The sequence below is a fragment of the Halovenus amylolytica genome (genome assembly GCA_004015825.1).
Lineage (GTDB): Archaea > Halobacteriota > Halobacteria > Halobacteriales > Haloarculaceae > Halovenus > Halovenus amylolytica.
The window spans coordinates 18342-41825 of the sequence record SAYS01000007.1 but is presented as its reverse complement, the minus strand read 5'-3'; the positions used below and the strand labels follow the sequence as shown (position 1 = coordinate 41825).

Annotated in this window: 19 protein-coding genes; 12 read left to right on the top strand and 7 right to left on the bottom strand. The window is 61.1% G+C overall.

What is annotated here, in order from left to right:
* The first annotated feature begins 117 nt into the window (after nt 1–117).
* Nucleotides 118–684 carry an NUDIX hydrolase gene (locus tag EOW68_RS07285; RefSeq protein WP_128224501.1) on the top strand — a complete coding sequence of 189 codons (567 nt, stop codon included), beginning with the start codon at nt 118–120 and terminating at the stop codon, nt 682–684.
* Here EOW68_RS07285 and EOW68_RS07280 read toward each other — a convergent pair.
* Nucleotides 681–1511, bottom strand: a complete 831-nt coding sequence (locus EOW68_RS07280) for a glycoside hydrolase family protein (protein ID WP_128224500.1) — start codon at nt 1509–1511, stop codon at nt 681–683. The genes EOW68_RS07285 and EOW68_RS07280 overlap by 4 nt on opposite strands.
* A gap of 529 nt (nt 1512–2040) precedes the next feature.
* Between EOW68_RS07280 and EOW68_RS07275 the strand changes: the two genes are divergently transcribed.
* The 4 genes from EOW68_RS07275 to glpK (EOW68_RS07260) all read left to right on the top strand — a co-directional run bounded on the left by EOW68_RS07275 (nt 2041) and on the right by glpK (EOW68_RS07260) (nt 8354).
* A complete protein-coding gene (locus EOW68_RS07275) occupies nt 2041–4413 on the top strand; it encodes an extracellular solute-binding protein (protein WP_128224499.1) in 2373 nt (790 codons plus the stop codon).
* A gap of 174 nt (nt 4414–4587) precedes the next feature.
* The gene (locus tag EOW68_RS07270; RefSeq protein WP_128224498.1) at nt 4588–5763 is read left to right on the top strand and encodes a Cdc6/Cdc18 family protein; all 1176 of its coding nucleotides are present in this window, start codon (nt 4588–4590) and stop codon (nt 5761–5763) included.
* Between the two features lie 443 nt (nt 5764–6206).
* Complete coding sequence (locus tag EOW68_RS07265) at nt 6207–6680, top strand: FKBP-type peptidyl-prolyl cis-trans isomerase (RefSeq protein WP_128224497.1); 474 nt, start codon at nt 6207–6209, stop codon at nt 6678–6680.
* Between the two features lie 141 nt (nt 6681–6821).
* Nucleotides 6822–8354 carry a glycerol kinase GlpK gene (gene glpK / locus EOW68_RS07260; protein WP_128224496.1) on the top strand — a complete coding sequence of 511 codons (1533 nt, stop codon included), beginning with the start codon at nt 6822–6824 and terminating at the stop codon, nt 8352–8354.
* Here the strand turns inward: glpK (EOW68_RS07260) and EOW68_RS07255 are convergent.
* Genes EOW68_RS07255 through glpA form a run of 3 tightly spaced genes read right to left on the bottom strand, consistent with a single transcriptional unit; the run spans nt 8351 to nt 12745 of the window.
* Nucleotides 8351–9748 carry an anaerobic glycerol-3-phosphate dehydrogenase subunit C gene (locus EOW68_RS07255; RefSeq protein WP_128224495.1) on the bottom strand — a complete coding sequence of 466 codons (1398 nt, stop codon included), beginning with the start codon at nt 9746–9748 and terminating at the stop codon, nt 8351–8353. The genes glpK (EOW68_RS07260) and EOW68_RS07255 overlap by 4 nt on opposite strands.
* The gene (gene glpB / locus EOW68_RS07250) at nt 9745–11022 is read right to left on the bottom strand and encodes a glycerol-3-phosphate dehydrogenase subunit GlpB (RefSeq protein ID WP_128224494.1); all 1278 of its coding nucleotides are present in this window, start codon (nt 11020–11022) and stop codon (nt 9745–9747) included. Before glpB ends, EOW68_RS07255 begins: the two co-directional genes overlap by 4 nt.
* On the bottom strand, nt 11012–12745 hold the full coding sequence (glpA, locus tag EOW68_RS07245) for an anaerobic glycerol-3-phosphate dehydrogenase subunit GlpA (RefSeq protein ID WP_128224493.1): 1734 nt from the start codon (nt 12743–12745) through the stop codon (nt 11012–11014). The genes glpB and glpA overlap by 11 nt, the downstream gene beginning before the upstream one ends.
* A gap of 633 nt (nt 12746–13378) precedes the next feature.
* Here glpA and glpK (EOW68_RS07240) point away from each other — a divergent pair.
* The 3 genes from glpK (EOW68_RS07240) to EOW68_RS07230 all read left to right on the top strand — a co-directional run bounded on the left by glpK (EOW68_RS07240) (nt 13379) and on the right by EOW68_RS07230 (nt 16587).
* Nucleotides 13379–14917, top strand: coding sequence for a glycerol kinase GlpK (glpK, locus tag EOW68_RS07240; RefSeq protein ID WP_128224492.1), 1539 nt, complete (start codon nt 13379–13381; stop codon nt 14915–14917).
* Nucleotides 14918–14919: 2 nt separating this feature from the next.
* The gene (locus EOW68_RS07235) at nt 14920–16059 is read left to right on the top strand and encodes a DUF7973 family transport facilitator (protein ID WP_431358794.1); all 1140 of its coding nucleotides are present in this window, start codon (nt 14920–14922) and stop codon (nt 16057–16059) included.
* A gap of 126 nt (nt 16060–16185) precedes the next feature.
* Nucleotides 16186–16587, top strand: coding sequence for a hypothetical protein (locus EOW68_RS07230; protein WP_128224491.1), 402 nt, complete (start codon nt 16186–16188; stop codon nt 16585–16587).
* 69 nt (nt 16588–16656) lie between these two features.
* Here the strand turns inward: EOW68_RS07230 and EOW68_RS07225 are convergent, their stop codons facing one another.
* The gene (locus EOW68_RS07225; protein ID WP_128224490.1) at nt 16657–16854 is read right to left on the bottom strand and encodes a hypothetical protein; all 198 of its coding nucleotides are present in this window, start codon (nt 16852–16854) and stop codon (nt 16657–16659) included.
* A 136-nt stretch (nt 16855–16990) separates the two neighbouring features.
* Here EOW68_RS07225 and EOW68_RS07220 point away from each other — a divergent pair, with 136 nt between their 5' ends.
* Nucleotides 16991–17194 (top strand): hypothetical protein, encoded by a 204-nt coding sequence (locus tag EOW68_RS07220; RefSeq protein WP_128224489.1) that lies wholly within the window; start codon nt 16991–16993, stop codon nt 17192–17194.
* 103 nt (nt 17195–17297) lie between these two features.
* The gene (locus EOW68_RS07215; RefSeq protein WP_128224488.1) at nt 17298–18710 is read left to right on the top strand and encodes an ATP-binding protein; all 1413 of its coding nucleotides are present in this window, start codon (nt 17298–17300) and stop codon (nt 18708–18710) included.
* Between the two features lies 1 nt (nt 18711).
* On the opposite strand, the gene EOW68_RS07210 is transcribed toward EOW68_RS07215, so the two are convergent.
* Nucleotides 18712–20217 (bottom strand): tubulin/FtsZ family protein, encoded by a 1506-nt coding sequence (locus EOW68_RS07210; RefSeq protein WP_128224487.1) that lies wholly within the window; start codon nt 20215–20217, stop codon nt 18712–18714.
* Nucleotides 20218–20233: 16 nt separating this feature from the next.
* On the bottom strand, nt 20234–21406 hold the full coding sequence (locus tag EOW68_RS07205; RefSeq protein WP_128224486.1) for a tubulin/FtsZ family protein: 1173 nt from the start codon (nt 21404–21406) through the stop codon (nt 20234–20236).
* 243 nt (nt 21407–21649) lie between these two features.
* On the opposite strand from EOW68_RS07205, the gene kdgK1 reads away from it, so the two are divergent.
* Nucleotides 21650–22591, top strand: coding sequence for a bifunctional 2-dehydro-3-deoxygluconokinase/2-dehydro-3-deoxygalactonokinase (gene kdgK1 / locus EOW68_RS07200; protein WP_128224485.1), 942 nt, complete (start codon nt 21650–21652; stop codon nt 22589–22591).
* A gap of 87 nt (nt 22592–22678) precedes the next feature.
* Nucleotides 22679–23464 carry a sulfite exporter TauE/SafE family protein gene (locus EOW68_RS07195; protein ID WP_128224484.1) on the top strand — a complete coding sequence of 262 codons (786 nt, stop codon included), beginning with the start codon at nt 22679–22681 and terminating at the stop codon, nt 23462–23464.
* Nucleotides 23465–23484 lie beyond the last annotated feature (20 nt).

Sequence of the window (23484 nt, the reverse complement as noted above, 5' to 3'; positions counted from 1 at the left end):
TCCGACTTTTTCATTGGACAGGAAAGGTCGAAAACTTAAGCCGCTGACGGGCCAACACAGAGGTATGCAGAACGTATCGCCGCGCAGCCGCCCCGACAGTTCCACACCGACACGGCGATGACGACAGTCGACGATCTGTGGTATCTCGCCGAGGAGGCAAGCCAGCAGGCCGAACAGACCTACCACAGTCTCGTGACACAGTACGAACAGTTCTGGGAGTACGAGACGACCAAGCGCGTCCCAAGATATCGCTTCGAGACAGTCGCGCGCCGGATCGAGGACAACGGTGCACCCTACGGCGCGCACACGCTGACCTACCGCGAGACTGGCGACCTCCTGCTCGTCCGCCACGAGGGTGTCGACATGTGGGTGCTCCCGGGCGGCGAGGCCGACGACGACGAACGGTTCCGGGACGCAGCAGAGCGCGAACTCCACGAGGAAGCCGGCATCGAGGCCAGCTACGAGGGACTCGGTCTCCTCGGTCGCGTCACCTTCTACTCCGGTGAGTACTCGACCTGGGGCGTCTTGCCGATCTTCGAGGCCAGCCCGCGAGGCAATCCGACCGATCTCCGCATCGAGGACCCGGACGAGGAGATCTCCGAGGCGGCGTGGTTCGGGGAGCTTCCCGAGGACACCCGCGACCGCAGCCAGTTGCAACGCTGGCGGGAGCGCAAGTTCGACTAGCTATCGGGGCCGTGGGAGACTCCCTCTTGCTGGTCGGCCCGTTTCCGCCTGATCGCCGCCCGCGCGTTACCGGCCTCGTAGCCAAAGAGTACCGAGTCAGCGTACTCGCTGGCGACTTCCATCGCCTTGATGAGATTGTCGACGTCGATGTTGATCGCGTACAGTTCGATACTGAACGGGGTGTCGAGTCGATCCTCGAACCCTTTTGCGATCACCTCCAGCCAGTAGGTCGTCTCGTAGGCCATATCGTAGATCGGCACGACGAACTCGTCGACGTACTCCGAGAGCGCGTCGACGTCGATTCCACTCCGCTCGTCGAGATGACCGGGATACGGATCGGGATACAGTGTCAGGTAGAGTCGCCCAGGAACGCGCTCGCGAACCTCGGCGACAAACTCCGTGATGACGTTCCGTCGCCAGGCCGCCCGATCCTCGAACTCGCTTTCCTCGAACAGGTCGGTACACCGATCACAGTAACAGTACTCCGCGCGGGGAAAGCCGACGTCGTCGAGCCGGACGTCCTCGTTGACGGCGGCGGCATCCTCGACCATCTCCAGCACCCCCGACCGGTAGGTCTGCTGTGTCGGGCAGACGTAATCCCAGTCGAAATACGGTCGCTCCCGGGTCGCCGGCGCGCCGTTTGCACTCACCGCCGCGAGTGATGGATCTCCCTCGACGGCAGCGTTGTCGCCAAAGGCGGAGATCATGTTGACCGCATCGGCGACCGGATTCGTCGCCCGTCCGGTCACGTCTTTCATCTCGAAGAAGGTCCGGTCGAACTCCGACCAGGTCGTCTCCTCTTCGTTTCGCGTCACAATACCGTACATACACCGTGCAGGTGCTGGAGGACCCTAAGCGGTTCGAGAAGTAGTGGTTGGTCGGGCGGTGCGCGGGGGATCGGAGTCGCTCGTCCGTCGCTAGTCCTTGCTGACGAGTTTGTAGACAAGGGCTACAGCGACGATCGCGATGACGACTTTTGCTTTTGTGGACATCATCTCGTATAACGCAACACCGGGTAATAGAAGTACCGGGAACGGCCCATCTGTTGCCGGTGGTTGCACTGCTTGGCTGGGTCGTCGTATTCATACTGCCGGCTGTACAAAACTGATAAATTTCGCCACTTCGGGGTGGCACATATCTTTCCGAATGTACAGCCGGCAGTATCAGTAACCGTCACGTTCTGGCCACCAGCGGGGACTGTTATCAGAGGCGATTATGTGGGCGGTAGCTTAATCAATGTCCTAGCTGAACCCTCCTGAAAGGTGGGTCACAGATGGATATCTTCCGCTACGTGGTGGCTTCTGGACGAGCGATATTTATGACACAGTCTGACAGCGTGAACACGGGGGGACAGGAATGAGTAGTCCAACAGGCAACAACCGGGAAACCTCGGATCGAGACGAACGACTCCGCGAGTTCATCGCGGTCGTCGAGGCAAACCGCGGCGGTGACCTCGCACAGCGGATGGACGAAGATCACGACGACGAACTGCTCGCGGCGCTCGCCGAAACCTACAACGGTATGCTCGCAGACTGGGGAGACCGGTTCGAGACAGTCGAGGAGTTCGGCGATCAGGTCGTCTCCGCCTCGAACCAGGTGACGGTCCGCGCGGATCGCTCACAGCAGGCCGGCCAGGAGGTCAGCCGCGGGATCGGGGAAATCTCCGACGGTGTCGCCGAGCAAAACGAGTTCATCCAGGATATGTCCGACGAGATGCGCCAGCTTTCGGCGACCATCGAGGAGATCTCCGCCTCGGCCGACGAGGTGGCCGAGGCTGCCGACAGGGCCGCGGAGTCGGGCCAGAGCGGCCAGGAAGCCGCCACGGAGGCGATCGACGAACTCAACGCGCTCGAAACGCAGACCGAAGACACCGTCCAGAACGTCGAGCAACTCAACGAGTTGATGGAAGAGATCAAAGATATCGCCGAGTTCATCGACGATATCGCCGAGCAGACGAACATGCTCGCGCTGAACGCCAACATCGAGGCCGCCCGGGCTGGCGACGCGGGGGCTGGCTTCGCAGTGGTCGCCGACGAGGTCAAAAGCCTCGCCGAGGAGACCCAGGAGGCGACCGGCGAGATCGAAAACTCGATCCAGCGAGTCCGTGAACAGGCCGAGTCGGCCGTCGGCGATATCCACCAGACGCGAGAGAGCGTCACCGAAAGTACCGATACTGTCGACGAGGCCCTCGACGCACTCGAACGGATCGTCACCGAGGTCGAGGACGTCCGGGACAGCATCCACGACATCAGCGACGGGACCGACTCCCAGGCCCGCTCGACACAGGAGGTCGTCGAGATGGTCGACGAGGTCAGTTCGATCAGTTCGGAGACGGCCGCACAGGCCGAAACTGTCGCGACTGCGGCGGAAGAACAGACCTCCTCGCTGACCGATATCCGGACATCTGCGACAACGCTGGTCGAACGTGCCGAATCGCTCGCGGACGAACTGGACGATATCGAGACATCACGCAGAGCCGCGGCCAGCGCCGACGCGACGACGATCAACTTCTGGCACGCGATGAGCGGCGAGAAGGCACTGCTTCTCGACGAGTTTGCCAGGCAGTTCGAGGACGAATCCGACCGCGACGTCGTCGTCGATCTCAGCTCGAAAGGGAGCTATCAGGACACGATGTTCGCGGCGATCAACGCCGCCGAACGCGGCGATCCACCCGCGATCTCCCAGATCTACGAGATCGGGACCAAACAGGCGATGGACAGCGAGGCCTTTGTTCCCGTCGAGAAACACATCCCCCGCTCTACTGTCGACCTCGACTCGCTGCTCGATCCTGTCCTCAACTACTACCGGACCGACGGATTGCTGTACTCGATGCCGTTTAACTCCTCGAACCCGGTGCTCGCCTACAACGAAGATGTGTTCCGGGAGGCAGGACTCGATCCCTCCGATCCACCCGAAACGTACGATGCCATCCGCGAGGCCTCGAAGCGGATCGTCGACTCCGGGGCCGCCGACTACGGGATCACCTTCGCCAACTACTCCTGGTACGTCGAACAGTGGTTCGCCGAGCAAGATCAACAACTGGTCGACAAACGCAACGGGCGTGACGGCGATGCGACGGAGGCCCACCTCGACAGCCAGGCCGCCCAGAACATCTTCAACTGGTGGAACGACCTCGAAGAAGACGGCCTCTATCTCAACCCGGGGATCGAGGCCCGCGGGAAAGCCAAGGATGCCTTCCACGACGGCACCGCCGCCATGCTCATCGGCTCGACGTCCTCGCTTGCGGGGATCGTCGACGGGGCCCACGACGCCGGCTTCGACGTCGGGACGGGCTACTTCCCGGTGCCTGACGACCGCGCGGGCGTGTTAGTCGGTGGTGGCTCGCTGTGGCTGGCCGAAGACGTGCCACGGGAACAGCGCGAGGCCGCAGCCGAACTGATCGGCTGGCTCGCGAAACCCGAACAGCAGGTCCGCTGGCACCGCGAGACGGGTTACTTCCCGGTCCACAAGCAGGCCGTGACGGAACTGGATCAGGACGGCTGGTTCGAGCGGAACCCACACTTCTCGACGGCGTTCGAACAGCTCCAGAACACCAGAGAGACCGTCGCGACGAGTGGGGCACGGATCGGACCGTTCGACACCGTCCGGACGATGATCGCCGAATCCTACGAGGAGATGAGCAACGGTGCGGCTGTCGACGACGCGCTCGGCCGGCTCAACGACAAGGTCGAACGCCAGCTCAGCTCCTACGAACAGCGACGGTCCTGATACTGGTAGCTGTACGAATTTACAGCCACCAGTATGACCCTGCCTGCGGTCCCCCCACGAGATCTACCGTACACATCGCATTTTCCGCAGCTGATAGATACCACGGGATACCACTGACCGCTGTTCTTTTTATGACGTAGCTAGTAGTACAGGTAGGATGTTTCCGGAACCACCATGGATCTCGATGCGAGAATAAAACGGCGCCAAAACCGGAATAACAGGCCCCGTCTAATCCAGGATTACGAACCCCTCTCGCCAGTGGCACACATCGCGGAGCCGACGAACCGTGGTCCGGTGTTCGAGCGACTGCTCGATCATCTCGACCCCGCCTTCGACGGCCGACTCCCGCCAAATGCCTATCTGTACGGTCCGTTCGGTGCCGGAAAATCTGCGATCGTCAAGTCGTTGTTTTCACATCTCCAGCAGCTCTCGACCGAGACGAAATCTGTCATCCACACGAGTACGCGTGTCCGCTCACCCAGCCCGCCGGGCTTCGTCTACGTCGATCTCCGGGAGACACAGACGGGGTTTGCCTTCTATCACACTGTCCTCGACGCACTCGCCGACGAGTCGATCCCGGAACACGGCATCAGTACCGAGACACTTCGGGACAAACTCCGGACCGTTCTCGGGAACGAGCGAACCGGTGTCGTCGTCGCCGTCGATCACGTCGGTGAGGAGACGGACACCGGGGAACTCGTCGAGCTGTTTGCCGGGCTGCCGAGCAACATGAGCTGGCTCGCGATCGGACGCGGGACTCCCGAGGAGACGCGGCTTTCGGAGTACACCGCGACGTCGATCCACGTCGACCGCTACCAGCCCCAGATGCTCGTCGACGTACTGATGACACGTGCTTCCGAGGGACTCGCCCAGCAGGCCCTGAGCCACGAGCTGGCCAGACAGATCGCAAACTGGGCCGACGGGAGCGCCTACGACGCACTCGCGGCGCTGTTTATCGCCGCCGACCGGGCGAATCAGGACCAGCGAACGCGGCTCACCGAGGCGGATGTCGACGCCGCGATCGCGGAGATTCCCCAGCCCTCGGTCTCGCTCGGTCGGGTCCTCGCGTTACCGGACAACAAACAGCTCGTCCTCCGAGAACTGGTCGACCTCGACGAGACGAAACGTGCCTCGGTCACCGAGACGACGGAGGCGATCGCCTCCAACCCGGCTGTCGATCTCTCGCCGGGAACTGTCAAACGGTTTCTCTACGAGATCGCCGAGATCGGTATCGTCGAACGCGTCCAGGCCAGCTCCCGGGACGGGAAAGGCCGCCCGCCGAGCCGTGTCGAACTCCGCTTTCCCCCGACCGTCTTCCGGCGGCTCTACGACCTGAAAAATAGTGAGTAGTGGGTCGTATTTATTCCATCGGCAGTGTACCGGGCAGTATCAAAAACAGCAAGAAAGCCCCCGTCCGCTCGCAGGCTGCGACTCGTTGCGCTCCTCACCCTTCGGGTTGCGGTGCTTACGTCGTTTCGCTCTGCGAGCGGACGGCCCCTTTCATAGTGATTACTGCGAGTCTTTACCGCCGTCGAAACCAAAAACGTGTGTTACACACCTCGACGCATCGAAATCTGCGGCATGATCACGAACATAACCGCAGTAATCACTATCAGTCCCACCCAGCCTGGAAAGTTACATTGGGCGGGACTGAAGGGGCGAGGCTCTGAACTCGGGGCTTTCTTGTCGTTTAAACCGACAATACAGGACATCCACTTTAATTCAGATCCTCGTAGGAGTGACTCGAAGCACATATCAGTGTATTCTGGCAACATTCAGGTACGTGATCAGTTGTGAGCATCGAAGCTGGTGATCGAGTCTTACTCGACTACGTCGGTCGGTTCGAGGACGGGAGCGTATTCGCGACGTCGAGCTACGAGGTCGCGCAGGAACACGAACTCGAAGAGGCACAGGACAAGGAGGAAGCGGACTTCACACCCCTCGCGTTTACCGTCGGGGCCGACGAGGTCATCGAGGGGATCGACGAGGCGGTCCGCGGGATGGACGTCGACGAGAAACAGACCGTGACGGTCCCGCCGGAGAAAGCCTACGGCGAGTATCGCGACGACCGACTCCAGGAGTACGACCCCGAGACTTTCGAGGGGATGGTCGGTACGGCCCCGGAGATCGGCCTCCACGTCGAGGCGAAAAACGATCTTCACGGCGACGTCGTGGCGATCACCGACGACTCCGTCCAGGTGGATTTCAACCACGAACTCGCCGGCAAGACACTCGTTTTCGATATCCGCGTGCTCGCCGCAGAGTAAGCTCGGATTACGAACCTGGGGGTGTACGGTTCCAGTCGTAAAAAAGGTGTTGAGCAAATCTTATGATTGTGGATTCTGTATGTGGGGTAAGACAGAGTTCCCCGATAGCTGCGAGAAAGACAACCGTACACAAAAATGCGCATGGGAAACACATACGTTGGCGCGATCGATCAGGGCACGAAGGGAACACGTTTTATCGTCTTCGACCACAGCGGTACGGTCGTTGCCAACGCCTACGAGCGACATACACAGATCACCCCGGAGACCGGCTGGGTCGAGCACGACCCGATAGAGATCTGGGTCGATATCAAACAGGCTGTCTCCGATGCACTCACCGCTGCGGCGATCGACCCCGACAAACTCGCAGCACTCGGCATCACGAACCAGCGCGAGACGACTGTTATCTGGGATGCCGAGACGGGGAATCCGGTGTACAACGCCATCGTCTGGCAGGACCGGCGCACGACCGACCGCGCCGATCAGCTCGCTGCCGAGGGCAAAGCCGAGTGGATTCGCGAGAGGACGGGGCTGGAGTGTGATGCTTTCTTCTCGGCGACGAAAGCCGAGTGGATCCTCGACAACGCCGATCCGATCAAACAGCAACGCGCCCGGCCCCGCGATCTCCGCGACCGGGCCGAGGCCGGCGAGTTACTGTTCGGGACGATCGACTCCTGGCTGATCTACAACCTGACGGGCAACCACATCACCGACGTCTCGAACGCCTCCCGGACGATGCTGTTCGATATCGAGAAGCTCGAATGGGACGACGAACTGCTCGCGGAGTTCGACATTCCCAGAGCGATGCTCCCCGAGATCCGCCCCTCCTCCGACGAGCGAACGTACGGAACGACCGACCCGGAGAGTTTTATCGGTGCAGAGGTCCCGGTGACGGCTGCGCTGGGTGACCAGCAGGCGGCGCTGTTCGGACAGTGCTGTTTCGACGATGGAGACGTGAAAAACACCTACGGCACCGGCTCCTTTTATCTGATGAACACTGGCGACGAGCTGATCACCTCCGATCACGGGCTGTTGTCGACGATCGGCTTCCAGCTGTCGGGCGAACCGGTCCAGTACGCCCTCGAAGGGCCGATGTTCACGACCGGCGACGCGATCGCCTGGCTCGAAGACGTCGGCTTCGTCAACAACCCGATCGAAACAGAAGAACTCGCGAGCTCGATCGAATCCGCAAACGGCGTCTACGTGGTCCCGGCGTTTGCCGGGCTCGGTGCGCCCTGCTGGAATTCGCAGGCCCGGGGAACGATCCTCGGACTCACCCGCGGGACGAAACGCGAACACGTCGTCCGCGCGACGCTGGAATCGATCGCCTATCTCACCCGCGACGTGACCGAAGCGATGGAGGCAGACACTGGGTTCGACGTGACCAGTCTGCGTGTCGACGGCGGCGCGGTGAAAAACGATTACTTCAGCCAGCTCCAGTCCGACCTCGTCCAGACGGGGATCGTCAGACCGGCCGTCGACGAGACGACTGCGCTGGGTGCGGCGTACGCGGCGGGGCTCGCGGTCGGCTACTGGGACGACCTCGAAGAAGTCGAATCGAACTGGCGGGTCGACAGCCAGTTCAAACCCGAGATGGATCCCGAAAAAGCGGATTCGCTGTACGGTCGGTGGGCGGATGCCCGCGAGCGAGCGCTCGACTGGGCGGACAGTAGTTAGTTCTCTTCGATCAGTGCAGCTTCGAGCAGTTCGAGTGGGTGCCGGATATCGTAGCCGGTGCCGTGTTCCATCTGCATCGCACAGGTCGGACACTCGGTCATCCCGACCTCGCTTTCGGTCCCTTCCTCCATGTGCTCGAACATGTCTTCGGCAATCTTCATCGACTTCTCGTATTTTTCGGATTTCCAGCCGTAGGTACCGGAGATCCCAGAGCAGGAGTCCCCGACGTCTTCCATCTCCGCCCCTTCCAGGTCACCGAACAGTTCGACGGCCTGCCGTTCGAGGCCCTGGTTGCGGGCGTGACACGGCGCGTGGTAGCCAAACTCCGCAGCGAGTTCGCCGTCGACTTCGGCCGCTTCGATCTCACCTTTCAGATCCTCGTGGATCCGGAGGTACTCGACGGATTCGAAGGTGTTGTCGGATACCTCTTCGATACCGTCGATGTCGAACAGTTCGGGGTACTCCTGGCGTAGCGCCAGCGAACAGGAGGTACAGGAGGCGACCGCGTCGTACCCCTGGTCGACCAGATCAGACATCGAGGAGACGTTGACTTCGGCGTGTCGGCGGGCATCGGCTAGCATCCCGTTTGCGAACATCGGCGTCCCGGAACATTTCTGCTCGGGGACGACGACCTCGTAGCCGAAGTACTCGTAGACGTTGACGAGCGCTTTGGCCACCTCCGGCGTGTTGTAGTTCGAGTAACAGCCGTGGAAGTAGGCGACCTTCTTGTCGGCGTCGACCGGTTCGCCGCGGCGTTCGCGAACCTCTCTGGCCCGTTCCCGGGAACCGGTTGCCCCGCCCTGTTTGGCCCACCACTCCTGGAACGTCTCCGTGGCGAACTCCGGGAAGTCCCGCTCTTTGGGGACTTTCAACACCTTGTCCATCATCCAGCGGACTGGACCGAAGTTCATCATAAACGAAGAGGTCCGTGGGAACTTGCTCGCGAGCCACGCCGATGTCCGGTAGTTCGCGAGAATCCGGTTCCGGATGTACTCGATAGAGAATGTATTCAACTCCTCGCTGACGTACTCGCCACGGGCGGTGTTGTGCATCTGTCCCAGCGGGACACCCGACGGACAGGCGCTATCACAGCGCAGACAGTTCGAGCAGTCCATCACCGAGTCGTCGATCGTGTGCTCGCCGTCTGCCTGTTTCAGCCGCCACTGTTCGGGGCCCTGGAACTTCGGTCCCGGGAACTCGTCGTCGACCTCCGCGACCGGACAGTTCGTATCACAGGTAGAACACTTGTAACAGGAGTCCGACCCGGGTCGCAGATCGAAATCGTCACTGTCGGGGAAGACGTCGACGGGCTCGAACTCCTCGCCCGTGTTCGGTGCTGTTGGCTGGAAATCTGTTCCGTCCGCCGGATCGATATTAGATTCTGCGTCGCTCATTGTGCCTCCGTTGCCGCGTGGTTGCCCGCTTCGTAGCCTGTCGCAATCGAAACACCGCTGCCGGATTTCTCCGCAGCGAAGTCGTAACCGCCCAGTACAGAGCCTGCCGCCCGCAGATTCTCGAATTCGAGATCGCCCGAGCCGTCGAGCGGCCGGAGTCGGTCGTCAGTCGTCACACCGAAGCTCGCGAAGGGATGGTCACCGAAGGCCTCGGTGTCGAACCAGTCGTAGCGGTCCTCGGAGTGGTCGATGTGACAGTCGAAGATCGGCTCGAAGACGCCCTCGCGGTCGGAGTTGATCCCCTTGCCGACCAGACCGCCGGTCGCGAGGACGAACTCGTCGGCGCTGTAGGGCACCATGGCCCCGTTTTTCTCGACCAGCACGTGCTCGATGTGACCGTCCTCGGCCTCGAAATCTTCGACCGGGTTGCCGGTTTCGAACATGCCGCCGGCCTCGTCAAGGGCTTCGAATAGCCTGTCTTCGAGTCGCAGTCCCGGGAGCGACGGTGGCCCCATCGGGACCTCGAAGACGTCGGCCCCGATTTTCTCACCGAGTTCCTGGCGGATCTCCGCCGTGTGGTCGTCCCCGAGAACGGCGGGGAAGCCGACACGACTCTCGTTTTCGATCTCCGTGTTGACCAGCTCTGCGATCGCCTCGCGAACCGGTTTCTTTCGGCCCCGGACTGTGACCTCGCTGTTGGTGTCGAGCATCTTCGCGTACCGTGTCACCTTCGCGTCCGCCCGGAGCTCGCCGGGGAACCGGATCGTCTCGCCGCGGACGTCGAACGGGACGCCAGCCGCGTCGAGGTGCGCTGCGGCGTGTTCCGCGTTGAAGTCTGTCATCGATTCGAGTCCGACGAGCAACACGTCACGGCTGTCACTCGCTACTCCGGCACTCGCACCGGCCGGATACCGCGCCGTCGGCTTGATCGTCCCACCGTGTGTCGGGAGCAGGGCGTTCGTGTCCGTGTGCGAGCCACGGTACTGTGGCGTGACCTCGTCGAACAGCTCCATCGACTCCCGGACCGTCTCCAGTCCGACGGTCTTGTACGGATGCTCCGACGGCAGATCGGGAATCGCGTCGTAGGGGTCGGTCAGTGGCCCCTCACCGTTGGGGGTGTAGCCGAGAATATCGACCAGCCCCGACGCGTTTCGGAGCGTACTCTGTTTGTAGGAGACGAGTCGGACGTCCGCGCCCGACCGGGCCGCCGACAGCGCGCTCGTGAGGCCGGCGAGGCCGCCCCCGATGACGAGTACGTCAGACTCAATCGCCATGCTGTCCTCCGTCCGTCGCGACGTCTGTCGCACCGGCGTCGTCGCCTGTCGTCACTGCCTGCCCGTTGTCGAACGCCGAGAAGTCGATCGGCGTGCCGTCCGCTGGGTCGTTGTCGCGGTTCTGGGTGGCCGCGTGCATCGCGTAGTTGAGCATTGCCTGCGAGAGCTGCTGACCCCAGAGGGCGTGGCGCTGGCCTTTCCAGCGCTCCTGCAGCAGTTCGTCCCAGGCTTCCCGGGTCGTCAGTTCGTCGTACTCCCCGTACAGCTCGTTTGCCATCCGGTGACAGCAGAAACCACCCTGACAGTTCCCCATCGAGGAGCGCGTCCGGATGCGGACGGCGTTGAGATCCGAGCCGGACTGATCGATTGCGTCCTGCACCTCCGCGCGAGTGACGCCTTCACACTCACAGACTGTCGGGTTCGGCCCGTCGGTTTTCAGCACTTCGTCGGCCCGCGAGCCGAGCCGTTCGACACTCCGGCGGCCGATCGGCGAGCGAAGACCGAACTCGTCCATGTAATCGCGCAGCACCGAGAAGTCCTCGCTGCCGGGCAGCGGCACGTCGGCGGTCCGACACTCCGCGTCGATGCCGAACTTCTCGCAGACGTGGTCGCTAATCTCCTCGCCCATCATCCGGTAGGTGGTGAACTTCCCGCCGACGATGGAGGTCATCCCCTGCAGGTTGTCACGCTCGTCGTGGTCCAGCAGGAAGTAATCCCGCGTGATGTCCGTCGGATCGTCGCTGCCGACATTTGGCGGCTCGTACAGCGGGCGGACACCCCAGAACGAACGGATCGTCCGGGCGTCCTCGAGCATCGGTACGAGTTCCGAGAGTGTGTCGATCATGTGATCGACCTCCCACTGTTTTTCGGGGTAGTCCTCCGGATCGTCGACCTCCTCGTCGGTCGTCCCGAGAATCGCGGTCGTCTCGTGGGGGACGACGATGTCCGCGTCGCCTTTCGGCTTGCAGCGGTTGATCACGGTGTCGACCTGCCGGATGTTCATGATCGTCATGACACCCTTCGAGGGTCGAACCTCGATGTCGACGCCGGCCATGTCGCCGATGCGGCCGGCCCACGCTCCCGTCGCGTTGACCACGTAGTCGGCGTAGATCTCCTCGGTGCCGCCCTCGACACCGTGGACGTGTTTGCCGGCTCCCGAGGCGTGCTCGACTTCGATGCCAACGACCTCGTCGTCTTCGACCAGGAGATCGGTTACCTTCGTGTGTGTCTCGATCCGCGCGCCGTGTTCCTTGGCGCTCGCTGCGTTTGCGACCACCAGCCGGAAGGGGTCGATCGCCCCGTCCGGAACTGTGATCGCCTTGTCGATATCCTTCGCAAGGTGGGGCTCCATCTGGCGTGCTTCCTCCCTGGAGACAACCTCCGCCGGGATGCCACACTCCTTGCAGCCCTCCAGTTTCTTCTGAAAGTACTCTTCGGTATCTTCCGGGCGTTTGACGAACAGGCCGCCAGTCATCTCGACACAGTGACTGGCGATATCCCTGAGAACGCGGTTTTCCTCGATACACTCCGTTGCGCTTTTCTGGTCAGCAACGGCGTACCGGCCCCCGCTGTGGAGCAGGCCGTGCATCCTGCCAGTCGTCCCGTGAGTCAGGTTCCCCTGCTCGACGAGTGTCACGTCCACCCCGCGCATCGAAAGATCCCGAGCGATGCCTATTCCGGTCGAACCGCCGCCAATAACGGCGATGTGTGGTACCGAGGCCATCTGTAAACCGGTTAGGAATCCACCTACTTTATTTTATCGACGATTTCCTCCTTCTGGTAAATATATTGAATATAGCTACTGGACCAGCAAGAAAGAAACACCTCCCGTCTGATTGTGGCCCGATCTATCGGGCGAAACAGTACACAGTCGGTTGCTATCCTGTGATTTCTCTCTTCGTCACTCGGGCTGTTCTCGGTTGTAGCTACCGAGACCTCGTCGACTACCCGTCGTGTTTATGACGAGAATGTGGTACAATCCTATTGGAAATAATAAATCTGTTGGTTCTCGATAGGACTAACATAGTATTCCCTGAAGCGCGTGTACGCCCAAACTAGAAAATAAATTTAAATCAGGTCGCACGCTCTATCAATCGAGTTGACAGTTGTGCCGAACTGGTGTCTGCTGTCGGCATATCTATTAGATGATTTATGCGATTTTATTGCCATACACCACACTGCTTTTGGTTTATTTAATAGTATTGTTATATATCTTCCAGACACTCTTTTTCAGTTGTCAGTACGTATCTGTCCTGATAATCTCCCATATATTAGTAACTTTTATAATGGTACCCAATATTGTTCACCAACAGGGCGGAGGTACCGATAAACTATCCGCCTTCATGAGGGATACAATATGGCAAATACTTACGTTGGCGCTATCGACCAAGGCACAACGGGGACACGATTCATGGTCTTCGACCATGGTGGTGAAGTGGTCGCTAACGCTTACGAAAAACACGAACAGATCTATCCAGAACCAGGCTGGGTAGAACACGACGCAAACGAAATCTGGGAAAATACGAAGCAGGTCGTCACGGAAGGGCTGGCTGACGCTGGTGTCGACGCCTCGCAACTCGAGGCACTCGGCATCACGAACCAGCGTGAGACGACGATCGTATGGGACGCGGAAACTGGCGAACCGATCCACAACGCGCTCGTCTGGCAGGATCGGCGAACCACGGACCGTGTCGAAGAGATCCAGGAAGAAGACAAAGTCGAGTGGATCCGTGAGAAAACGGGGCTGGAATGTGACGCCTATTTCTCTGCGACGAAGACCGAGTGGATTCTCGACAACGCCGATCCGATCGGGACGGACCGAAGCACCGACGCGCTTCGGGACCGGGCCGAGGAAGGCGAACTCCTGATGGGGACGATCGACACGTGGCTGATCTACAACCTCACCGGGAACCACATCACGGACGTCTCGAACGCATCGCGGACGATGCTGTACAACATCGAGGACCTCGAATGGGACGACGAACTCCTAGAAGAGTTCAACGTGCCAAAAGCGATGGTTCCGGAAGTCCGCCCGTCCTCGGACGAGCAGACCTACGGGACGACGGACGCAGACGGCTTCCTCGGTGCGGAAGTTCCTGTCGCAGGTGCGCTGGGTGACCAGCAGGCCGCACTGTTCGGCCAGACCTGTTTCGACGAGGGGGACGCGAAGAACACCTACGGGACCGGTTCGTTCTACCTGATGAACACCGGCAACGAGGCAGTCGCATCCGACCACGGACTGCTGACGACCATTGGCTTCCAGCGCTCGGGTGAACCGGTGCAGTATGCCCTCGAGGGCGCGATCTTCATCACTGGTGCCGCGATCGAGTGGCTGGAAGATATGGAACTGATCGACGACGCCGCAGAGACGGCGAGTCTCGCCCGCTCCGTCGATTCGACGGACGGTGTCTACTTCGTCCCAGGCTTCACGGGGCTCGGTGCCCCACACTGGGACGGTCGTGCCCGGGGTACCGTCGTCGGGATGACCCGCGGGACGCGCAGAGAGCACATCGTGCGAGCGACGCTCGAATCGATCGCCTACCAGACACGCGACGTCGCCGAAGCGATGGAGGCCGACTCCGGCGTAGACACGACGAGTCTGCGTGTCGACGGTGGGGCAGTGAAGAACAACTTCCTCTGTCAGCTCCAGGCTGACGTCATCCAGACGGAGATCGTTCGCCCAGTTGTCGACGAGACGACGGCGCTCGGCTCTGCGTATGCAGCCGGTCTCGCCGTCGGTTACTGGGACGATCTGGACAGCCTGCGCGAGAACTGGCAGGTCGACAAAGCGTTCGACGTGCAGATGGACGAAGCGGAAGCAAACGACATGTACAGTCGCTGGGACGACGCGGTCGAACGATCCCTTGAGTGGGCGGAAGACGACGGAGGTGACTAACCATGGCTATTGAACTTTCACCAGAACTCACACTTACAGCGATTGACGCACTAGCACAGGCAGGACCACCAGACGGCGGATTCTCCGCCGGTTCGATCGATCGAGTGACAGACGTCCTCGTCGACACACCAGAAATCTGGATCGGCGCGGCAGCGGGTGGCGCGTTCGGTGCCGCGATCGGTGCACTGCCAGCATTCATTTTCACCGGCTTCCTCGTGATCGCCGGTGCGCTCGGCGGCCAGGGCGCAACCGGTGTCGGTGCCGGTTTCGGTCCGGTCTTCGGTCCACACATTTCGTTCGCAGGTGGTGCCGCTGCGGCTGCCTATGCAGCGAAGCAGGGCTATATGGAATCTGGATTCGATTACCATAACGGGAAAGATATCGGGTTCGCATTGGGTTCGAAACCCGATATCCTGGCATCCGGTGCCGTCTTCGGTCTGTTCGGCATCGCCTCGGAACAGCTCCTGCGCAACATGGGCTTCCCGACTGACCCGATCGCGATCACGGTCGTGATCAGCGCGCTCGTTCACCGACTCGTGTTCGGCTACAGCGTGCTCGGTGCCGTCAGCAGCAAAGCGAACGGCCGCTTCGATATGGGTCCATTCGAACGTGAGGAGATGCGCGACGCCGGTACAGTTCCGGGTGACGGCGACAAATCCGGTGAGGACCGACTCGCAGTCGAGCCGTGGCTGCCGAACATGTACAAGTGGTCTCACGTCGCAGCAATCGGTATCGTCGCTGGCGCGATGGCGGGATACATCACCGGTGTTGGCGGTGTGTTCTTCGGCTTCGGTCTCAGCGCGGCGTCGCTGATCTTCCTGAACCTCGGCGTCGAGCGGATCCCGGTCACACACCACATGACGCTGCCCGGTGCGACCGCCTACGTCGCGGTCACCACGAGCGGTGACACCGCGATCGCCGGACTCGGTGCGGTGCCAGCACTGGTTTTCGCCGCGCTGTTCGGCATGATCGGTGCACTCATCGGCGAGGCGTTCCAGCGGATCTTCTACGCCCACGGTGACACTCACGTTGACCCACCGGCTGCGGCAATTTCCCTCTCTGTCAGTATCATCGCAGTGCTGGCGATCGTCGGTGTCCTGCCGACCAGCGTTTGGGTCCCAGGCACCTACGGCGGCTTCTAACTACTGACACTCTCAGTTTTCGTTCTTTTTATTACAACCCGCGTAGTCGAAACACGCCCAGTTTTATTGGCAGATCGCTGTCCCGATAATCAATATTTAAGCCAGTCGACCCACTGTGCTGTTAGTATGTCTGAAACAGGGATCGCCGACTCGGTCGAGCGAGCCGATCGCTTGAGCAAAGTGATCGCGCTGCTTTTTGCACTCGGCGTCTACTATCTGATCTTCCTTGCCACGGACGAGGTCCGGTTCAGTATGATTATCGCGGCGGTCTCGGCGATCGGGGTTCGCTTCTACATTCCGTACCACGCCAGTGTCCAACTGACCGACACGGACGAAGGCGGTATTCACGACCACCCCGCCACGGGTGATTACAACCACGGTGCGGTGGCCGTTGCGTGTTTCCTCGGCCCTGCCCTCGCAGTCGCGCTCCTGCTCGTCTCGTCGGACACGGCAGTGGCACTGTACGGTGGCATCGGGTTCAGTGTCGTCACGTATCTCATCTTCCGACGGATTCTCGATCCGGCGTAATCTGGTGCCAGCGAACAATCAGGACTCTTTCAGTCGGTGTCTCGCTCGGCTTTCAGAAAAATAAACGAACTATTCACCGCGTTTGTCCGACCGCCGACTGACGCCGAGTGGTTTCCGACACTCCTTGCATAGATAGAGATCGTTGCTCCCCCAGAGGTTGAAAGAACCGTCACTTTCCACTTCGACCTCCGGGACTTCGTGTTCTTCGAGGTCGTCGGCCGATTCGATTTCGTGGCCACAGTCGTCACAGGTCAGGGTATCTCCCATAGTTGTATGTAAGACAGTTTACTGTATAAACGCCGCTCCTACCTGCGAGACAACTACACTTCTGAGGAAGCTTCTTATAGAAGGATGCAACTCCAGAAACCACAATGCTGAAATGACTACCCCCAGTCCTTCCAGTATGCTCGAACGGTTCGGGATCGACCAGGACGATCTCCGAAATATGGGGGTGGTCGTCGTCGTTATGACTCTCATAATGACATTTTTGATCGATGCGCCGATCGTTGCTCGTCTTATCGTCGCGTCGATCATGGGCCTGACCTCTGCGACCGCCTTTCTCGTCGTGACTGTTCTCATCAACAAGTTTGGACCGGAGTCCTACTGATCGGCTGCCGTATCTACCAGTAATAATAATTATAGAAAGGGTTATGCCACGAGACTGTCAGCAATATACCAATGGCAGTGAGTCGTCGGGCTGGTGACAGGCGATGAGAGAGTCGAGACGGATTCGGCGTGTTTGTGTCACGATGGGCGCAGTGGCGACGACTGCGCTGTGGTGTCTGTCGACTGCTATCGCGACGACCGATCGGTCGGGTTCGGCCGAACAACTGGACGGAGATGGCTACATCCTGCTGGACGAGACGGCGACTGTTCTGGAGGCCGACCCGTGCGCACAGCGGCTGTTTCCGGCCGCCGAACTGACGCCTGGAACCGAATTGCCCGACGTACTCCCCGAGATAGAACCCCTCGTTTCCGAGGGTCGTCCAGTGGAGCGGACGATTCAGCCGGCTGATCGGCCGGTCAGGGCGACGTGTGAGCGTTTCTCCAGCGACGGCCACCAACTGCTCGTTTTGCAGCCAGCTCCCACCGATCTCCTCGAAGTGCTCCCCGACCACAGCCTGATCCTCGATAGCAGCGGACGTATCACGTTTGCCGACCCCACGTTCGCGGACGAACTCGACTGTCCACCCGGCTCGTTAGTCGGCTCGCAGCTGGAATCGGAGATCCACCCGGAAGAGGTGGACGAGCTCCGACGGATCCTCACACAGCTGCGTGCAGATCCCGACACCCAGCAGCGTATCGAGTTCAGAATTCAGACCAACACCGGCGAGTGGCGGGTACTCGAAGCTGCTGGACGCAACCGCCTCGACGAGGCACCGATCGACGGGCTCGTCTTCAACTGCCGGGATGTCACCGACCGTAAACAGCGCGAGAACATCCTCCGGGAACAGAAACAGCGACTGGAGCGGTTCGCCGAGATCGTCTCCCACGACCTCCGGAGCCCACTCCAGGTCGCGACAGGCCATCTGGAGCGGGCAGCCGAGACCGGGAACGAGGCCGCCTTCCAGAAGGTCAGGCAGGCCCACGACCGGATCGACACCATCATCGGTGACGTCCTCACACTCGCCCGGCAGGGTCAGAACACACAGGAGACGGAACCTGTCTCACTGGCGTCGATCGCACACGAGGCGTGGGCTACCGTCGACACGAAAGAGATGTCGCTGGCTATCAGGGCCGACCGGGAGGTCGAGGCCGACCCCGACCGACTCCAGCAGCTGTTCGAGAATCTGTTCCGGAACGCAGTCGAACACGCCGGCGAGGATGCGACCGTCACGGTGGGGCCGGTCGATCCGATGCATACGTCGACACGGATCGGCGAGCAACTCCCCTCCGGCTTCTACGTCGCCGACGACGGCCCCGGCATCGACGACACACACAGGACGAGCGTCTTCGACTCCGGATTCACGACCGAGGCGGACGGCACTGGCTTCGGGCTGGCGATCGTCGCACAGATCGCCGAAGCGCACCAGTGGAACGTCGAAATACTGGATAGCCGGGCCGGGGGTGCCCGGTTCGAGTTCACCGAACAGCCGGTCGACGAACGCCTGAAACCGAACTGAGTTACTCGCTGTCGAGCTGTTCTTCGGTCCCGATCTTCGGTTCCCATTCGTCCTCCGCGCTCGAGTCGTCCTCGTCGTCCGAACTCTCGTCGTCACCAGCGAATGCCTCCTCGATACTGTCCACTGATTCGTCTGGCTTCGGCTCCGCTTCTTCGATCGCGGCGTTCGCCTCGGCGACAGTGTCCTCGATACTGCCTTCGGCACCCTCTTGCTCCGTTCTGTCTTCACTCGTGGTCGCTTCTTCGTCGCTGTCTGTTTCATCGACGACCTCCTGTTCGTCACCGTCTGTTTCGCCAGCAGTCTCCGCTTCGTCGCTGGCATTGTTCTCGGCGTCTTCGACGGGTGAATCGAACGCGCCTTCCCGAGCACCTGTCGCCGTCGTGGGCGTCGGCTCGTCGTCTGCCAGGCTGTTTTTGTACGCGACGGCACGTTTCTGGAGGTCGTCGATCCGGGGGACCTCGGTGACGTTCGTCAACAGGACCGAGGCGGCGATCAGTGAGTCATCCATCGGCTCGTCACCGGCCCGAACCTCGACGGTGTCTGTCTCCTGTTCGAGCCAGTACCGGCCCGTCTCGAAGCCTTTGCGCGAACAGACGTCCCGTGGCCCGGAGAGGACGAGCATCCCCTTCTCGGTGCTCGTGATCTCGCTCGGGAGGGTCATCTTCGTCTGGACTGTCGACTGGATGAGTTCCTTGATCTGGGTCGCGTCCGTCACCGGCTCGTCATCGTCGGTGGAACGGAAGTACGAGAGCAGCCGGTGGAGCCACCCATCGGGGCGGTCCAGCTCCGTCGTCGCGTAACCGAGCGTCGAGACGCCGCCGGGTTCGAGTGTCCGGATGATGTCACTCGCATCCATCCTGTTCTCTGCGATCGGTGCGTTTTCGAGTTCACCTGCCGCGAGGACGGCGATCACCCGTGTCACCAGCTCGACGTTCAGCCGTTTGTAGGTCTCTTCCAGCTCGCCGTCGGCCCCGTCGTCGTACCAGGCGTTGTTGTCGAACAAAATTGTGTTGTCGCCCAGCTCGACGTACGATTGTAGCGACCGGGAAGCGTTGTAGGCTGCCTTGTCACCCTCGCTATCGTCGGGGAGAACCCCGAGTACGTAGACGGGGCTGTCGGTGATCGACTGGAGGCCATCCAGGATCACCGGCCCGACACCGCCGCCGGTTCCGCCGCTGAGTCCGGCGACGAACAGCGTCGCGTGGACCTCGTGTGTGGCGAGTTTGTCGAACTCCCGGAAGATTTCGTCCGTGTCCTCCCGGGCGACCTCTGCACCCAGTCCGATATTGCCGTCGAGTCCCTCGCCGCGGATATCCGGGTGGGTATCACCCACGAGGACGTGTTTGTCCGGCGAAATATCGGGACACTCCTGGAAGGCTTCCTGTGTCGTATCGAAGACCAGATGCTGGTCTCTGGTGAACGCGCGATCACTCTCTTTTTCGACCTTGGCGAGGGCGTTGACGATCCGTCCACCGGCCCCACCGACGCCGACGAGTGCGAATTTCATATGGCTGGACCCACGCTTAGATTACTGGGTCGAGTTCGTCGTTTTCGTCTGTAATCAGTTCGCTGATCTCCTCGTCACGGACTGCTTCCTGTGCCTGGATCTTGTTCTGTGCGTCGACAGCCTGGTTCTGGATCTCGTCGATCCGTGGCGTCTTCGTCACGTTCGAGAGCAGGACGACGGCAGCGAGATGATCTGCATTGTGACGGGGGTCGTCACCGGCGAGCACCTCGACGGTGTCTGCCTCCTGTTCGATCCACTGCCGGGCGCTTTCCAGCCCTTTCCGGGCGAACGTCTCCGGCGGTCCGGAGAGGACGATCAGTGCACGGTCCGTACTCGATACCTCGCCGGGGATCGTCAGCCGGGAGTTGACGGCTCTGCGGACGAGTCCCTTGATCTTCGCTGCGTCGCTGGCCTCGTCGTCGAACTCCTCACCGTTGCCCTTGAAGCGTGTGAGCAGTCCTTTCTGGCTGTCGACGGCACTCGACGCGTAGCCGATCGAGGAGACACCACCGGTATCGAGTGTCCGCATGATGTCACTGGAGTCCATCGCGTTCTCGGCGACGTCCGTCTCGTCCTGTTCGCCTGCCGCGAGCAGCGTGACGATCCGTTTCGCCAGCTCCTCGTTCATCTCGTCGTACCCTTCCTCGATCGTCTGATCGCGGGCCCGCCAGGCGTCGTTGTCGAAGGCCATGAAATTGTCGACACCGTTGACGAAAGACTGCAGCGACCGTGCGGCGTTGAGCGCCGGTCGACCACCCTCGTACTCGCCGGGGAGGACGCCAAGCCCGTAGACGGGTTCGTCGTACATCTTCTGGAGTTCCGAGATCACGACCGGGCCGGCACCACTGCCGGTCCCGCCGCCGAGTCCAGCGGAGACGAACAGGGCATCGACGTCGTGGATCTCGACGTCGTCGAACGCACGCCGGATCTCCTCGATATCGGTTTTTGCGACGTCGGCACCGACGTCGACGTCACCGCCGACACCGTGGCCTTTCGCTTCCTGGTGGGTATCGCCGATGAGAACGCGCCGGTCTTCGGGAATGAAATCCGGCTTGGCGAGATCCGTCCGGGCGGTGTTGATCGCCAGCGCGTGCCGGCAGAGGTTACGGTTCGTTTCCTGTTCGAATTCGAGCATCCTGTCGAGTATCTTGGTCCCGGCATTGCCGACACCGATTGTTGCGAGTTTCATAGCTATCTTGGAGGTTTAGACGGTGTACCGCTCTTTGACGGGGACGTCGTGTGTCTCTTTCGGCCCCCTGATCTGACCGCGTCGGTCCACTCTGTCGGATTTCTCGTGTTCCACGTATTTGAATGTGTGTCTGTCAGAAACATTTTTGATAATCATCTGCGTTTCATCCCCTGTTTCTCGAACGTTTATGTAGTCGCTGACGCTACCTCCGGCCATGAACCGACTGACACTGTGGGTGAGTCAATGCCCGATCTCGTGACCGTCGGCGAGGGGTTGCTCCGGCTCTCTCCACCCCACGGCGACCGGCTCGAAACGACAGACCAGCTCGATTTCCGGGTTGCGGGCGCGGAAAGCAACGTCGCGATCGCTGCCCAGCGGCTGGGCGTCGACGCCACGTGGCTCTCGAAACTGCCCGACTCCGTGCTCGGCAACCGCGTCGTCGCGCAGATCCGTCGCCACGGCGTCGACGTTCGTGCCGTCCGCAGCGAGGATGGTCGCCAGGGGACCTACTACCTCGAACAGGGTGGCAGGCCACGCGGGACGAACGTCATCTACGACCGGGCAGATGCGGCGGTGACGACGGCCACGCCCGAGGAACTCGACACGGGGGTCATCGACGAGGCCGCGCTACTGTTCACGACTGGGATCACGCCCGCACTCTCGGAGACACTCGAAGAGACGACCAGTCAACTGCTCGAAACCGCCGACAGAACAGGATTCGACCTCAACTACCGGAAGAAACTCTGGTCACCCGAAGAGGCGCGGGAAACCTACGACGGCCTCTTGCCGAAAGTTGATCTTCTCTTTGCGCCCGCGCGAGACACACGCCGTATCCTCGATTTCTCCGGCGACGCCGAAACCCTCGCCAGAGATCTCCGTTCGACCTACGACTGCGAGACAGTGGTCGTGACACGGGGCGACGAGGGTGCACTCGCCTGGACTGGCGAGGAACTGCTCGAACAGCCAACCTTCGAGACGGAGACGACCGATCCGATCGGGACCGGTGACGCCTTCGTCGGTGGCTACCTCTCCCAGGAACTGACTGGTCGTTCTGTCGGCGACGCGCTCCAGTACGGCGCGGCGACTGCCGCTCTCAAACGGACGATTACAGGGGATCTCGCCGTCGTCGACGAGCACGAAGTCCAGGCGGTGCTCGAAGACGACGAGGGCGGTATCGACCGCTGAACGGTTCGGTACTGTCGATGGCACCGATACTGTACTAACCTCACACGAGGGAGCTATCATTAAGTACTCAGCCAGGTAATCCCGACTGTGTCGCTCCCGCTGACCCCTGTTTTCTTGCTCTTTCTCGGCGCTATCATCCTCGTTGCAGGCGTAGTCAACGGCCTCGCAGGATTCGGCTTTGGCGTCGTCGCGACGATGGGGCTGGCGACGGTCATCGAGCCGGCGACGGCGGTCGTTTTCATGATCATCCCCATTCTCGCAGTGAACCTCTCGCTCGTCCGCGAACTCTCCGGATCGCAGCTTCGCACCTGTGGTCAGCGGTTCGGTCCGCTGCTCGGCGGCGCACTCGTCGGGATGCTCGTCGGGATGGCCGTTCTCGATTCGCTTCCACAGGCACCGCTCCGGGTCGGACTCGGGGTCGTCACGCTCGCCTTCGTCACGAGCCTCCAGCAGGCAGTTCCGATTCCCGGACTCGACCGCGCGAAGGCCGGCTGTTTCGTCGAGAGTCCTGCTGCGATGATCGGTGTCGGGAGTGTTTCGGGTGTTCTGTTCGGCGGGACGAACGTCGGTGTCCAGCTCGTCGCCTACCTCAAAAGCTGTGAGCTTCCGCATGGACTGTTTGTCGGCGTCGTCGCGATGCTTTTCGTCGGTCTCAACGGTGTCCGCGTCGCGACTGCTGGCGCGCTCGGCCTCTATCCGGATACGACTGTCCTGGCGCTCTCCGTGGTCGCCGCAGTGCCGGCTGCTGTCGGTGTGCTCGGTGGGCGAAAACTTCGCAGTGTGGTTACAGAACGACAGCGCCGAGTGGCTGTGCTCGGGTTGCTCACGAGCATTGGCCTCCGCCTCGTCCTCGGCGGACTGGGCGTCGTCTGATCGGAGTGGATTCTGTGGTC